We start from the raw sequence: 15,151 nt of genomic DNA, 5'->3' as shown, positions 1-15,151 counted from the left end.
GCCCGAGATAGGTCGTCGTGGGTGTGGTCCACGCAGTCCGGTGCTCGAGGTCAGGGTGTGACGAGCATGCGGATCGCGCCGACGATGGTGTCAACCATAGTGGCGACGGTGTGATCGCCGAGTTCGCCGCGCTGTTCGTCAGAGCGCAGCATGATCACCGATTCGACGAGGCGGAAGGGTAGCAGTCTGCGCATGTCGGTGGGATCGTCGAGGGCAGCGGCGGCCAGAGCCTCGTACGCTGCGGCCAATTCTTGTCGTGCGGAGCGGAAATGGGCGTATCGCTCGTCGGCGACCTCGGGGAGTAGGTAGAGCGAGCCGAGATTCCAGCGTGCGTCGACCAATTGGTGGGCGTCGATGCGCGCGAGTTCAAGGAGCCGGTCGAGGGCGGGGGCATCGGAGTCAAGCAGTTGTCGCGCGGTTTCGAGCGCACCGACGACAGTCGTGTCCAGCAGCGCGGCGAGGATGTCGTCCTTGTTCTTGAAGTAGTGGTAGAGCGAGGCCTGCCGCATGCCGACGGCATCGGCGATCATGCGCGTCGAGGTGCCGCTGTACCCGTGTCGAACGAACAACTCGCCTGCGGCGTCGAGGATCTCCTCGCGTGCGGTGGCTCCGAGCCGCTTGGGCTCGGTCAGGCGAGGCCGCCCGGGGCCGGTGCCGCGGTGAGGCGCGGTACGGGACATGGCGGCTGGCTCCTCGCGCTCGGCTCCTGGGGAAGAGGAGCATGCTGGTCGGCTTCGCGACAGAATCAGCCTAACGCAACGGTGCGTAACACGGCTGTCACGGGGGTTTCCCGTCCCGCAACATATCTATCATCCGACAGAAATAGATCGACGGTTATCTATCAAGTGACAGATACAGTGCTCAACGGGGAGCCCTACCGAAGGACATCGCCATGACCATGACTGCTCACTCATCCCCGGAGCCCACCCCGACTCCCGCATCGTCGTCGTCGGGCGGGGGTGACTCCGACGACCTCCGCGACCTCGGCTACGACCAGCAACTACACCGCTCGCTGGGTAAGTTCGCCTCGTTCGCAGCCGGCTTCTCGTTCGTCTCGATCCTCACGACCATCTTCCAATTGTTCGGTCTCGGTTTCGGATTCGGTGGGCCGGCCTTTTTCTGGACCTGGCCCATCGTCTACGGCGGCCAGTTCCTGGTGGCGTTGTGCTTCGCCGAGATCGCCGCGCGCTACCCGATCTCGGGTGCGATCTATCAGTGGTCGCGCCGAATGGGCGGAGAAGTCGTCGGCTGGTTCGGCGGGTGGTTCATGATGATCGCGCAGATCGTCACCGCGGCCGCGGCGGCGATCGCCCTGCAGGTCGTCCTGCCAACAGTGTGGACCGGTTTCCAGATCATCGGGGACGACTCGACGCTCACCAGTACATCAGGTGCGGCCAATGCGGTCCTGCTCGGTTCGGTGCTGCTTGTGGCCGTCACCGCGATCAATTGCGTCGGGGTGCGGTGGATGAGCCGTGTCAACAACATCGGCGTGACCTGTGAGCTCGTCGGCGTCACCGCCGTGGTGCTGGCACTGTTCACTCACGCCAAGCGCGGCCCGGACGTCGTCTTCGACACCGGACTACCCGGAGCGCAACCCGGCTACATCTGGGCGTTCATCGTCTCGGGTCTGATGGCCGCGTACGTGATGGTCGGCTTCGGGTCGGCCGGTGAGCTCGCCGAGGAGACCCGCAACCCTCGACGGGTCGCCCCGCGCACCATCCGGATGGCGTTGACCGTCTCGGCGATCGGTGGTGGCTTGATGCTGCTCGGCGCGTTGATGGCCGCGCCGACACTCGGTGACGAACTCGCTACCGGAGGCCTTCCGTACGTGCTGGATTCGGTGCTCGGTGGTTTCTGGGGCAAGGTCCTGCTGTGCGACGTCGCGGTTGCGATCTTCATCTGCACACTGGCCATCCAGACCGCATGTTCGCGGTTGATGTTCTCGATGGCCCGCGACGGCCGGCTGCCCTTCTCCGCGCGACTGGCACGTGTCAACGCCCGCACCGGAACCCCCATCGCGCCGTCCATCCTGATCGGGCTACTGTGCGTCGCGACCCTGCTGGTCAACGTTGGTAACCCGGCGATCTTCGCGACCCTCGCGAGTGTCTGCATCATCCTGATCTACCTCGCCTACCTCGCGGTCACCGGACCAATGTTGTATCGACGGCTGCAGGGCTGGCCGAAGGGGACCGTCGAGGTCGACGCGGAGGGCAAGAAGCTGTTCGGACTCGGGCGATTCGGCATCGTCGTGAATTTGGGAGCGGTGATCTATGGGGCGCTGATGGTCGTGAACCTCGCCTGGCCGCGCACCGAGATCTTCGACCCCGCGGGCGACATGCCGATACTGCGTTGGGCCGGACCGATCTCGATCGCGATTACGGTGCTCGTCGGAATCGCCTGCTACCCCAGGGGAAAAGAGCATCCCAAGCCGGTCACGACCATTGGCCGGGCTGCAACCAGCCGCCAGACCAGCGACATCGCCACCGTCGACTGACTCCCGCGTCGGTCCCCGGGAACCACCACACCTGTTCGATGCCAAGGACTCTCACCATGAATGCCACCGCCACCGCCACCACCGCCGGCGCTCGCGCGCACGCCCGGGCTCAGGCCACAACCCTGACCGACTCGATGCCGGTGGTGCCCGCCACCGGATGGCCGCACCCGCCCGCCGGTGTCGACGCCACCGACCTCATCTGGGCCGAGACCGTCCCGGGTGGTCGTTACACCACCAAAGTGCTCGCGCGTGGAACCCGACTTCGCTTGCGCGACATCACCGGGAATGCCTGCTCGCACCTGTTGGTATGGCGTTCCGACGCACCCCATGAACGTCTCAACGTCGCCGACACCGTCAAGGTGCCGTGGCAGGCCTACCTCACCACAGGGCACCCGCTGCTCAGTGACCAGGGGCGGGTGCTGGCGACCATCGTCGCCGACGACAGCCGTCATCACGACGCGCTCTGCGGGACCTCGACGCTCGCCGGAAACATCGCAAAATATGGTGCCGGGAGCCCGCATTCGGGTAGTCCGGCGGGACGGGAGATGCTCGTGTTGGCGGCCGCGAAGAATGGGTTGACGCCCGTCGACGTGGCACCGTCGTTGTCGTTCTTCCACGGCGTCACCGTCGACGCCGACGGCTCGTTGCGTTCCACCGGGTCGGCGGGTGCCGACACGCAGGTGGAGCTGATCTTCCATCTCCCGTGCATCGTCGCCATTGCCAACACCAACCACCCTCTCGACCCCGCAACTGATTTCGAGGTCGGACCGCTCGAGGTGCTCGCCTGGCGCGCGACGGCCGACCTCGACGCACTCGTCGCCGACGCCGGGCGCCGCGACCCCGAATATCAACGGGCCGTCGCCAACAGCGAAGACGCCCACCGCGCAGCCCATTTCTGACGTCGACACCCACCCCGATCACACCCCCCCGATCACACCCACAGGGACAACCATGACCACCACACTCGATCCGACCCTCGACCCGACGTCGGCACCGGCCGCCGAGATCGCACTCGTTCCCGGCGAGGTGACCCTCGACGAGATCGTCGGCGAACGCGGCCCCTGGTCGGGAATCGTCACCGCGGGTGACGTTCTCACCATCGTCGACCTGCACGGCAACCAGGCGGTCGACACTCTCTTCTACGGCGCCCACGATCATACGATCCGCTACAGCGCACAGGCGACGATCGCCGCGCAGGGCAACATCTTTCTGACCACCGGAACGGTGATCCGGGACCAGGAATCGGCACCGATGATGACCATCGTCGCCGATGAGGTCGGCAATCACGACACCCTCGGCGGTGCCTGCTCGCAGGAATCCAACACCCTGCGCTACGGGCACCACACCAAACATCAGCATGCGTGCGTGGAGAACTTCCTGATCGGCGGTGCACGGCACGGTCTGGGTAAACGCGACCTCGTCGGCAACGTCAATTTCTTCATGAATGTGCCCGTCGATCCCGATGGATCGCTCGGCATCGTTGACGGCCTCTCGGCACCGGGCCGTCGCCTGGCGTTGCGCGCAGAGGTCGACACCCTCGTGCTGATCAGCAACTGCCCGCAGGTCAACAACCCGTGCAACGGTTTCGACCCGACTGCGGTGCGCGTAGTGGTGACCCGATGACCGCGTGCGAGATCCTGCGGGCTGGACCATTCACCACCGTGCAGGACTGGCCCGGTCGCACCGGCTACTGGAAGGTCGGGGTGCCGCCGTCGGGGCCGATGGACGATCTGTCGTTCCGGCTGGCCAATCAAGCGGTCGGCAACCCCGACTCGGCTGCCGGTCTCGAAGCCACGATGGCCGGCCCCCGACTGCGCGTCGACGAACCCGCCGTTGTCGCCGTGACCGGTGCGCCGGCGAGTATCTCCATCGACGGAACACCTGCTGCGCAATGGGTTCCGCTGCATCTGGAGGCCGGACAGGTCCTCGACATCGGGGTCGTCGGGGCGGTGGGCATGCGAGTGTATGTCGCAATTGCCGGCGGCATCGACGTCGAGGAGTACCTCGGCAGTCGATCCACCTTCACCATGGGACGATTCGGAGGCAAGGACGGACGGACCCTCGCCGACGGCGACTCACTGACGATCGGGTCCGCCGGATCGGGAGTGATCACCCGTATCCTCACCGATGAGATCCCCGCGCTGACCAATTCGTGGGAACTCGCGGTGACCGTCGGTCCGCACTCCGCGCCGGAGTTCTTCACCACCGCCGACATCGACGACCTGATGTCGACCGCCTACGAGGTGCATTTCAATTCCGATCGCACCGGCATCCGTCTGATCGGTCCCCAACCACGGTGGGCGCGCAGCGACGGCGGCGAAGCCGGCCTGCACCCGTCCAATATCCACGACAACGCGTATTCGGTGGGCGCACTGGACTTCACCGGGGACACCCCGATCCTGCTCGGGCCCGACGGCCCATCGTTGGGCGGGTTCGTCTGCCCGGTCACCGTGGTCGGCGCCGAACGATGGAAGCTCGGGCAGCTCAAGCCCGGCGACACGGTCCGCTTCGTGGCGGTGCGCTCGGAGGCGGCGGCGTCGCCGTCGTCGCTGGGTCGCGACCGCCGCGCGAGTTTCCCGCACGTGCTGTCCACCGGCGGGGACGCCGATCACGGCATTCTCGGTCGTACGACCACCGCCGACGGCACCACCGAGGTGACCTACCGGCGCAGCGGTGATGACAACATCTTGGTCGAATATGGCGACATGCGACTGGATCTGGAGCTGCGGGCCCGCGTGCACGCGCTGAGCGAACGCATCGCCGACGAGCAGCCGCGTGGGCTCATCGACCTCACCCCGGGCATTCGTTCGTTGCAGGTCAAGGCCGACCCAGATGTCTGGTCTCAGACCTCGATGTTGCAGTGGCTGAGCGAATGCGAGGCGCAACTCCCGCCCGCCGACGACCTCGTGGTGCCGAGTCGTGTGGTGGATCTGCCTTTGTCGTGGGACGATCCGGCGACCCGCGAGGCCATCGAGCGGTACATGCTCGGCGTACGGTCGGATGCGCCGTGGTGCCCGTGGAACATCGAGTTCATCCGACGGATGAACGGGCTCGACTCCGTCGACGACGTCCACCGCATCGTCTTCGATGCCGAGTACCTGGTGCTCGGTCTGGGCGACGTGTATCTCGGTGCACCCGTGGCGGTTCCGCTGGACCCGCGTCATCGGCTGGTGACCACCAAATACAATCCGGCGCGTACCTGGACCCCGGAGAATGCCGTCGGCATCGGTGGTGCCTACCTCTGCATCTATGGGATGGAGGGCCCCGGCGGCTACCAGTTCGTCGGCCGCACCACCCAGGTGTGGAATCACCGCCACCCGCAGACCACACCCGGGTTCGATCCCGAGCACCCGTGGTTGCTGCGCTTCTTCGACCGTATTCGCTGGTATCCGGTGAGCGCCGAGGAACTTCTCGACATGCGCGCCGACGTCGCCGCGGGCCGCGGCGACTCCGTCCGCATCACCGACGGTATGTTCTCCCTATCGGCACACCAACAATTCCTCGACGCGCACGCCGACGAGATTGACGCCACCCGCGGAGCAATGGAGAGTGCGCGCGCCGCGGAACGTGAACGCTGGTCGCAGGGAGGAGAGTTCGCCGCATGACACGCATCGACGATCTCTACGCACATATCGCCGAGGCCGACCGCCCGGAGGTCTTCATCACGCTGCGCCCGCAATCGAACGTCGCCGCCGAGTACGCGGAGTCGCTCGCCGCGGGCGGGCCGCTGGCCGGAATGGTGCTGGCGGTCAAGGACAACGTCGACGTCGCCGGTGTGCCCACGACCGCAGCGTGTCCCGGCTACGCCTACACCCCCGACACCGATAGCCCGGCGGTCGCCGCGTTGCGCGCGGCGGGTGCGGTGGTGATCGGCAAGACCAACCTCGACCAGTTCGCGACCGGACTGGTCGGAACGCGTAGTCCCTATGCAGTGGTGCGGGATTCGCGGCGGCCCGAACGGATCTCCGGTGGATCGAGCTCCGGCTCTGCGGTCGCCGTGGCGTTGGGGTTCGCCGACATCGCGATCGGCACCGACACCGCCGGGTCGGGCCGGGTGCCCGCGGCGCTTCAGGGCATCGTCGGGGTCAAGCCGACGGTGGGCGTGGTCTCCACTGCCGGTGTGGTGCCGGCCTGCGCCGAGTACGACGTCGTGACGATCTTTGCCGCCGACCTCGATACCGCCGATCGGGCGATGGCTGCCATGGCCGACGCGCGCGGCCCCCGGCCGTTCGGTGGGCACATTGACTTCGCGGCACCCGAGACGCCGGTACTCGCCGTCCCGGAACAACTTCCCGAGCTCGACTCGGCGTGGCGGAGCGCCTTCGCCGAGGCGGTCGCACGCGCCGAGGACGCCGGTTTCCGAGTGAAGACCATCGATCTCTCGGCCTTCCTCGCCGCCGCCACACTGCTCTACGATGACGCACTCGTTGCCCAGCGATACGACGCGGTGGGGGAATTCCTCTTCGGGCTCGCCGATCCGGTGGCCGCGGGCGTCGATCCGACGGTTGCGGCGATCATCGCCGCCGCCGATCGGTTCAGCGCCGTCGACCTGCTGCGGGCGCGCCGTCGACTGGCCGAACTGCAGGAGCGGGCAATGCGCGAGTGGGCTGACGCCGATGCGTTGATGGTGCCGACGGCGCCGCTCCACCCCCGGATCGACGAGGTGTCCGCCGATCCGGTCGGCGTCAACTCGCGGATGGGAACCTACACCAATTTCTGCAACCTCCTCGACCTTTGTGCGGTCGCCGTGCCCGCCGGTACGATCGCCGAGCCGGACGGCAGTACAGCGCAATTCGGGATCACGCTGTTGGCCAAGGCGCATCGCGATGCGGCGATCATGGATCTCGCCCGCCGGTTCGGGGGTGATTGCGTGCCGCGCGCAGCGTGGCCGGAATCGCACGCCGGCGGTGTGGAAGTGGCGGTCTTCGGTGCGCATATGCGGGGCGGCCCGCTCACCCACGAGCTGTCCGGGCGCGGTGCCCGGTGGGCGGGGGAGGTGCGCACCGCATCGAACTATCGGCTGGTGAAGCTCGACACCGTTCCCCCAAAGCCGGGTCTCATCCGAGACCCGGAGTGCGGCAAGTCGATTCACGGAGAGCGGTGGGTACTCTCCCCCTCAGCACTGGGCGAGTTCCTCGCCGCCCTGCCCGAGCCGATGATGCTGGGTCGGGTCGAGTTGTCCGACGGTCGATGGGTCGTCGGTTTCGGTTGTGCCGCTGACGCGGGAGCCGAGGGGGAGAGGCTCGACCGGGATCGGTGGTGACGTTCCCCACGGTGGTCCAGACCTCGATGCTCCCTGCGCCGATCGGCATCCGGTGCCCACGCCCATCAATCGGCACCCGATTCGGCCCACTCTCCATCCGTCGGCGGTGGCAGAGATGGCGAGGGCGGGGTCGGCTCCGTCGGGACACACACCGGCGAGGAGAAGTGCGGACGTGCGGTGTATCTGCGCATACAAGGTGTACCTACGCATACAACGACGCGGTAACCGTTGTCGGAGGGGCCGGCCGGAACGCGCACGAGGCGACCGCCGCGTGCGGACGCTTTCGCCTGATGATGAATTGGGTGCGCAGTTCGGGTTAGCCGTGGTTTACTGTCTCAGCTTCTCTTCAGGAACCAGGAGTTGGACACCATGGCCGATGTGCTGACCCGCCGCGAAACCGCGCGCCCAGAACGTATTTCCCCGCCGAGCTCGCGGCCACCACGCCGCCGGCGCTTTGGGGTTGCGGTGGTCACGCTGTTGTCTGTGCTGGCCATCGGACTCGGTGTGAGTATGGGCGAGGGACAGGCGCGGGCAGCCAGCACTCAGGACATCATCAGCGGATTGAATGCGATGACCTCCCTCAATCCGGCGGCGGGTATCGGCAATGTTGTCGCAGTGCTGATCAACAACAAGGGATCGCAGGCGGCGCTCGAGCAGTGGCGCATTCAGGCCTGCGGGTCCGGTGCCTCGAGTGGCGGCGCCGATTGTTCGGGATCCACGGGTACGGGCATCGCCATCGTGATGCCGGGTCAGTTCGAGCTCACGCCGGATGCCATCTATAAGGGTGCTCAATCGATCGCCGACAACCAGGCCGTCAAGACGATCCTTGGCTTGTTCGGTATCGACAGCTCCCTTCCCAACGCCGCCACCCCCCTCGGACATGCCACAGTGATCGGCGACGGTTTCCAGTTCGCGATGGCTTCCACCGGCGGTAAGGCGACAGCGATCTCCTATCTACCGGTGAGTCTTGCCACAGCCGGCGCCAGTGGCGGGCGAACCGCATACGCGTTCGCGCTCGTCGGTATCGCCAATGCGTGGACCACCGACGACATCCCGATCGTGATTCTCTCCAAGCCGACCGGGTTGGCGATTCCCGGCATCAAGACCGTCGGCTGCTACGGCGGACTCACCGCTGCCTATGCCGAGGGTGTCGGTGCATGCGCGAATGTGCTGGGTACCTTTGACTTCCGGTTCACACAGTTGGATGCAGCCGGCAAGTCGCTGTCGATCCCGCAGGTGCAGTTCGCGTTGACCGATCCGTCGGCGGTGTTGACCGACCCCTCTGGTGTCTTCAGCAAGGTGATCACCGACATCTTCGCCGGCAAGACACCAACCCTGAGCAAGGACATCGCCCGCCTGTCCCTCGGCGGCGACTCGCTGCTGGCGCTGACGAGTGAGTACGGACTGTCGGCGCCGATCACCGTGAACTGGCTCGGGTCGACGATCACGATCTACCCCACCGCGACGATCAACGGCGAGACCCGCCCCAACATGGCTGCGCCGCCGCAGATCGTGACCGGTGGTCTCGACACCTCCCAGGTCATCCCGGTCATCACCGTCCCGCGGATCACCTTCCCGTTCGGCCTGGCGCCGCTCGGGCCGTATGTGAGCAGCGCACCTGCGCTGACGACGTCGTCGGCCCGGGTGTTGGCCGCGACGACGACCACCACGGCACGGGCCGTGCGGAGCGCTGTCGCCGATGATGAGACCGGCACCACCTCGTCGAGCTCGAACACCACCTCGTCGAGCACCACACCGAGCACGACGACGTCGAGCACCACAATCACGTCGAGCACCGGCCGGTCGTCGCAGTCGAGCAGTTCGTCGGGGACGCGAACCAGCGCACCGTCGGCAGCGCCGACCTCGTCGGCGGGCACGGACACCGGCGCCGACTCCGGCGTCACGCAGAGTTCCGGCGGCGTCCCGACGGTCAGCCCGGCCAACTGAGGGTTCTCCTCGTCGGTGGGAGCAGCACGGCGCGTCCGCCGGTGCCTCCCGCTCGATACAGTGGATGCGGCAACTCTCGCCGACAAGGAGACTCCGACGTGATGGCCATCGATGCGAACAAGAGCAAAGCCGTCGGTCAGGTGGTGCGGCAGCATCCGGTGATGAGTCTGGTCGCCGTGTCCCCGGCCGTCGCGATCTTCGTGCTGCTCTGGGTGTGTGGCATCGAATGGCTGGCCATCGTCTTCGCGCTCGCGGCGATCGGCGGTGGCTACTACCTGCTGACCCGGCAGAAGTAGGCCAGGTCGATGTCACCGGGGGAGACCGTGCGCCGTCCGCGACGGGAGGGCTGACCGTGGCGTCCACCCGCGTCGACAGCTGGATCTGGGCAGTGCGTCTCACCAAGACGCGATCGGCGGCCGGTGCCGCCTGCCGCGGAGGTCATGTGCGCGTCAACGACGTCCCGGCCAAACCCGCCCAGCAGGTCACCGTCGGCGACCGCGTGCAGGTGCGCCTGGCCGGGCGGGAACGCATCGTCGAGGTCACCAAGCTGATCAGCAAGCGGGTGTCGGCGCCGGCAGCAGCCGAGTGCTATATCGACCACAGCCCGCCACCGCCACCGCGCGAGATCCTGGCCAGCCAACCGCGACGGGATCGCGGGGCGGGTCGTCCCACCAAGCGAGAACGACGCGAACTCGACAAATTCCGCGGTGGTGCAGGCTTTCTCGGACTGACCGCGGTACTCGCGGTGCTCCTGGTCCTCCTGGGTGCGTGTTCGTCGGACTCCGACGACTCCTCTGCGCCGACCCGCAACACACCGCAGGCCCCGGGGCCGGCCGGCGGTGGACCGTACTTCGGGGAGTGTGGGGGCGTCACCACCGACGAGGTCGGCAAGATCACCAACTTCGGCGGCCTATCCCTCGTCGTCGACAATCCGTCTGTGTGCGAATGGAGTTCGGGCCCCGGTCGCACCGGCGCGGTGGCCTCGTTCAACTGGTACCGGGGCTCGCCCATCGGCCGTGAGCGGGCCACCGAGCAACTCTCCCGGGAATCGATCAAGGACATCGACATCAACGGGCACAAGGGTTTCATCGCCTCCGACCCGGGCATCTGCGAGATCGGTATCCAGTTCGGCGCGGACTTCTTCGAATGGTCGGTCAGTTCCGGGACCGGCGTCGCCGGTACCACACCGACCGACCCCGATGCGATCTGCACCGCCGCACATCAACTGTCGACGATGTCGATCGAGCGTGCGAAATGAGGCGCCGCCACCGGCTTCGCGCCGTCCTGGTCCTGCTGATCGTGGCGGTGGTGGCCGTCGTCGCCTCCGGATGCTCCCGATCGGTGGACGGAACGCCGTTGTCGGTGCCACAGGCCAACTCCCAGGGCGGAGACCAGTCCGGCAACGTCGACACCGACCAGTACGATCAGCTCACCCTGGAATGCCAGATCCTGCGCACCGACCAGATCGCCAAGGCGGTCGGCGGTACGGGCGCCGATGCCATCTTCTTCGGGGCGAACTGCCGGTGGTACGTCGACGGCCCGGTGGCGGCGTATGTGACCTTCAACTGGTTCGAGTGGGGCACCGTCACCGTCGAGAAGGACACCGCGAAGAAGCTCGGCTATACCACCACCAACGTGGAGATCGCCGGCCAGGCCGCCTTCACCTCGACCTACCCGCGCCGCCCAACGGCGTGTGGGGTCACCGCCCGTGCACCGAGTCGCGGCATCTACTCGTTCTGGGTCGAGCCGGTGGGCGGCGCGGCTGCCGCTGACCCGTGCGCCGCGCCGACGACTCTGATGGACTGGGTACTGAGCGGCGGGTATTCGTAGGGCGACTGAAGGAGCAGTACGTGCGTGTGATGAGTCGGGCGATGATCGCTCTCGGAGCCGCGCTGGTCGCGGTGACCGCGGGATGGGCGGCGCCCGCGGGTGCCGACGCCGCGTCCTGTCCGGTCTACTCGGCACGGACGTGGCTGCCAAGTCCCGGGCTCGACGGATGGGCGGAAAACCTGCTTGTCGCCGACGGATCGGTGTGGGTATCCCGGACGCTGCGCAACGTCGTCGAGCGATACGACGACTCAGGGCGGCTGCGTGCCTCGATCGCGGTAACCGCGCCCGGTTCGATCCGGCAGGGACCCGACGGGATGGTGTACGTCGCGTCCGGCGATTCCACGGTCAACATGATCCCCGGTGCGCCACGCACCGGAGCTGTGGTGCGCCTCGATCCGCGTGCGGCACAGCCGATCGCGCGAGTGTTCGCGACGGGGCTCGGCATGCCCAACGGACTTGTCGTCGAGTCCGACGGGACAGTGTTCGTCGCCGACGGTGCACTCGGTCTGCTTCGGTTGCGCGCGGACGGTTCGATCGACACACAATGGTCCGCGCGCGCCCCTCACAATCTCGCACCGACACCGGTGATCAACGGTACCGGGATGAACGGGCTCATCGCCGTCGGTGATGACCTGTTCCTGACGATGACGACGAGCAGCACCGGCCGGGTGTTACGGGTGCCGATCGACAATCCGGCGGATACGTCGTCGGCCGCCGATCTGACGGCTCCTGTGCCCGCGATTCTTGACGACCTCGCTGTCGTCGACTCGACCACGCTGGCAGTCGCGTCCGCCGCCGGCCAGGTGCACCTCGTCGACCTTCGTGGCCATCGTGTCTGTTCCTCGAGCGTCGGCCACCCTCTGACCGCGCTCGCTGTCGTGCGCGGCCGGCCGGGGGAGCTGCTGGCAACCTCGGAGACCGGTCAGGTCATCACACTGCGTCGTCAGTGAACGCTGCGCGCGTCACCGACACCGTTGCTGCGACCCGCAATTCGTCCGGGCTGTCGTCGTCTGCGGGCACCATCATCCACACCAATAGCTGGTTGGGTTCGCGCACGCGGCGCAGCGTGATCGGTGTGCCCGGCACGATCGGGCGCAGATACTCGATGACCACCCGGTGCGGACCGTCGATGAGATCGGGGTGCTCGACGAGCTCGTCCTCGATAGCCTCGAGGTAGGCGGCGTTGTTGAGGTGCTTGAACGGATCGAAATCGGTGCTGCGCAACACATGTGGACGGTCCTCCACATCGAGAATCTCCGCGGCGGGCGCGGTCTGGGGATTCATCGACTTCCACCGCAGGCGGTGTTCGTCGGTCATCGACGAGAGCATCTCGAAGGCATCGTCGGACAGTCGTGACGGCATCCCGAGATCGTTGACGTTGATCCAGAACGCCTCGGTCTCGATGAGCCCGGCCGGGCGGGGATCAGGATTGAAGCGATTTGTCTCGTGGTCGGCGGTCAGGCGCACCCGCATGTTGGTCCAGCGGGTGGACAGGGCGCCGCACCAGCGCTGCGCGGTGATCGACGCGGGCCAGGAGAACGGGACGATGACATCGATGATGGTGCGACGCACGATCCAGAACGGATCGGTGTCGCCGAAGTCGGTGGCCTCGATGTTGTCGTTGGCGACGTCCTGCAGGTACCGCGCGACTGAATCGAGCCGTACTCGCATCTGTTGGTCCACGTCGCCGGTACGGACCCGATACTCGGCCTCGAAGTGCCGCGCTCCGGTCTTACGATCGGGGAGTGGGGCCATCGTGGCGGGATCGCGGGGGACCTGTGTGGATGCATCGGGCCGGGCGGCTGTGTTCACTCGAAGTCCTCGTGTCTCGTCCACTGTGTCAGAGTTAAGATACAGTGAACCGCTAAACTAGAACACGTTCTAGATGGAGAGAAGCAGGGAAACCCCAGATGGCGCATGTGATCACTCGACCGTGTTGCAACGACGCTTCGTGCGTGTCCGTGTGTCCGGTGAACTGCATCCACCCCACGCCCGACGAGCCCGAGTTCTTCACCGCCGAGATGTTGTTCATCGATCCGGAGACCTGCATCGACTGCGGCGCCTGCATCGACGAGTGCCCCGTCGAGGCCATCATTCCCGACGATCAGCTCGAGGAGAAGGACGAACCCTACCTGCAGATCAACGCCGACTACTACAACGACCACGACGTCGAGGGTGGTCTTGTGCCGCCGAAGAAGGCGCCGCAACTCCCGGACGGACCTCTGCACGTCGCGATCGTCGGTGCCGGGCCGGCCGCGTTCTATGCCGCCGAGGACCTTGTCCGTCGACCTCAGATCTCGGTCGACATGTTCGACCGGCTGCCCACGCCCTACGGCCTGGTGCGCGCGGGGGTGGCCCCCGACCACGCCGCCACCAAGGGCGTCGAATCTGGCTTCGCCTCGACCGCGGCCAAGAAGAACTTCACCTATCACCTCGACGTCGAGGTGGGCAAACACATCAGCCACGACGAACTCGCCCAGCGCTACCACGCGGTCATTTATGCCGTGGGCGCACCGACCGATCGGCGCCTGGGCATCGACGGCGAGGACCTGCCGAACTCCCTGCCCGCCACCGAATTCGTCGCCTGGTACAACGGACACCCTGACTACGCGGATCTTGCCGTGGACCTGTCGGCGCAGCGCGCGGTGGTCGTCGGCAACGGCAACGTCGCGCTCGACGTCGCGCGCATCCTCGTCACCGACCCCGACGACCTGGCCCGCACCGACATCGCCGACCACGCACTCGCCGCCCTACGGGACTCGCAGATCACCGAGGTGGTGCTGCTCGGACGGCGCGGCGTCGCCCAGGCGGCGTACACCAACAGCGAATTCCTCGCGCTCGGCGACGTCGACGGGGTCGACGTCATCGTCGATCCCCAGGAGCTGGTCCTCGACGCGGCCACGCAGGAAGCGCTCGACGACGGGACGCTTGACTCGACGATTGCCACCAAGATCCGGCTGGCCCGCGAGTTCTCCGGGCGTCCGACAACCCCGGGCAACCGTCGCATCGTCTTCCGGTTCATGGCGTCACCGCGCTCGATCAACGGTTCCGGTGACGAGGCAACCGGCGGCGTGCAGTCGGTGACGTGTGCCCGCAACGTGTACGCCGACGCCACCGGTGCCAACGTGGCCATCACCCCCACCGAGGATCATGACGATATCGACGCCGGACTGGTGCTGCGGGCGATCGGATACCGCGGCGTACCGATCACCGACCTGCCCTTCGATGAGGGCCACGGCGTGGTCCCCAACACCGAGGGCCGGGTGACCGCGGGCGTCGACGGTGAGGTGATTCCGGGCGTCTACGTCGCCGGGTGGATCAAGCGCGGGGCGACCGGAGGGATCGGCCGCAACCGCCTGTGCGGTCAGGAGACGGCCGAGTCGGTCATCGGCGACTTCGTGGCCGGTACCCTGCCCGAGCCGACGGCGTCGCGGGACGACGTCGCCGCCCTCGTCACCGACCGCGGAGCGCATCGCATCGATCTGGCCGGGTGGAAACGCATCGACCTGGCCGAACGCGATGCCGGCAAGACCGCAGGCCGCCGACGTGTGAAGCTTGTCGATATCCGGGCCTTGGAAAAGGCCGCCGAGGCCGAACCGGCCTGAGGTCCTGGTGCC

13 protein-coding genes are annotated in these 15,151 nt (G+C 66.9%); 11 read left to right on the top strand and 2 right to left on the bottom strand.

The window, feature by feature from the left end; genetic code table 11:
* Nucleotides 1-50 precede the first annotated feature (50 nt).
* The gene (locus tag EF294_RS19065; protein ID WP_123932520.1) at nt 51-680 is read right to left on the bottom strand and encodes a TetR/AcrR family transcriptional regulator; all 630 of its coding nucleotides are present in this window, start codon (nt 678-680) and stop codon (nt 51-53) included.
* 212 nt (nt 681-892) lie between these two features.
* On the opposite strand from EF294_RS19065, the gene EF294_RS19060 reads away from it, so the two are divergent.
* From EF294_RS19060 to EF294_RS19010, 10 genes are all read left to right on the top strand, one after another.
* Complete coding sequence (locus tag EF294_RS19060; protein ID WP_123932519.1) at nt 893-2,494, top strand: amino acid permease; 1,602 nt, start codon at nt 893-895, stop codon at nt 2,492-2,494.
* A 56-nt stretch (nt 2,495-2,550) separates the two neighbouring features.
* A complete protein-coding gene (locus EF294_RS19055; RefSeq protein ID WP_123932518.1) occupies nt 2,551-3,393 on the top strand; it encodes an urea amidolyase associated protein UAAP1 in 843 nt (280 codons plus the stop codon).
* 52 nt (nt 3,394-3,445) lie between these two features.
* Nucleotides 3,446-4,117, top strand: coding sequence for an urea amidolyase associated protein UAAP2 (locus EF294_RS19050; RefSeq protein WP_123932517.1), 672 nt, complete (start codon nt 3,446-3,448; stop codon nt 4,115-4,117).
* Complete coding sequence (locus EF294_RS19045; protein ID WP_123932516.1) at nt 4,114-6,099, top strand: 5-oxoprolinase/urea amidolyase family protein; 1,986 nt, start codon at nt 4,114-4,116, stop codon at nt 6,097-6,099. The genes EF294_RS19050 and EF294_RS19045 overlap by 4 nt, the downstream gene beginning before the upstream one ends.
* Nucleotides 6,096-7,757 (top strand): allophanate hydrolase, encoded by a 1,662-nt coding sequence (gene atzF / locus EF294_RS19040; protein WP_123932515.1) that lies wholly within the window; start codon nt 6,096-6,098, stop codon nt 7,755-7,757. Before EF294_RS19045 ends, atzF begins: the two co-directional genes overlap by 4 nt.
* 369 nt (nt 7,758-8,126) lie before the next feature.
* Nucleotides 8,127-9,704, top strand: coding sequence for a hypothetical protein (locus EF294_RS19030; protein ID WP_123932514.1), 1,578 nt, complete (start codon nt 8,127-8,129; stop codon nt 9,702-9,704).
* 101 nt (nt 9,705-9,805) lie between these two features.
* On the top strand, nt 9,806-10,000 hold the full coding sequence (locus tag EF294_RS19025; protein WP_123932513.1) for a hypothetical protein: 195 nt from the start codon (nt 9,806-9,808) through the stop codon (nt 9,998-10,000).
* Between the two features lie 56 nt (nt 10,001-10,056).
* A complete protein-coding gene (locus EF294_RS19020) occupies nt 10,057-10,962 on the top strand; it encodes a DUF3558 family protein (RefSeq protein WP_123932512.1) in 906 nt (301 codons plus the stop codon).
* Nucleotides 10,959-11,534 (top strand): DUF3558 domain-containing protein, encoded by a 576-nt coding sequence (locus EF294_RS19015; RefSeq protein ID WP_123932511.1) that lies wholly within the window; start codon nt 10,959-10,961, stop codon nt 11,532-11,534. The genes EF294_RS19020 and EF294_RS19015 overlap by 4 nt, the downstream gene beginning before the upstream one ends.
* Before the next feature lie 29 nt (nt 11,535-11,563).
* A complete protein-coding gene (locus EF294_RS19010; protein WP_246007968.1) occupies nt 11,564-12,484 on the top strand; it encodes an NHL repeat-containing protein in 921 nt (306 codons plus the stop codon).
* Here EF294_RS19010 and EF294_RS19005 read toward each other — a convergent pair.
* Nucleotides 12,465-13,289, bottom strand: coding sequence for an acyl-[acyl-carrier-protein] thioesterase (locus EF294_RS19005; protein ID WP_185091160.1), 825 nt, complete (start codon nt 13,287-13,289; stop codon nt 12,465-12,467). The two genes, EF294_RS19010 and EF294_RS19005, sit on opposite strands and share 20 nt — an antisense overlap.
* 155 nt (nt 13,290-13,444) lie before the next feature.
* Between EF294_RS19005 and EF294_RS19000 the strand changes: the two genes are divergently transcribed.
* Nucleotides 13,445-15,139, top strand: coding sequence for an FAD-dependent oxidoreductase (locus EF294_RS19000; RefSeq protein ID WP_123932509.1), 1,695 nt, complete (start codon nt 13,445-13,447; stop codon nt 15,137-15,139).
* Nucleotides 15,140-15,151 lie beyond the last annotated feature (12 nt).

This window comes from Gordonia oryzae (genome assembly GCF_003797185.1).
Classification (GTDB): Bacteria; Actinomycetota; Actinomycetes; order Mycobacteriales; family Mycobacteriaceae; genus Gordonia; species Gordonia oryzae.
This window is presented reverse-complemented; position numbering and strand designations above follow the sequence as displayed.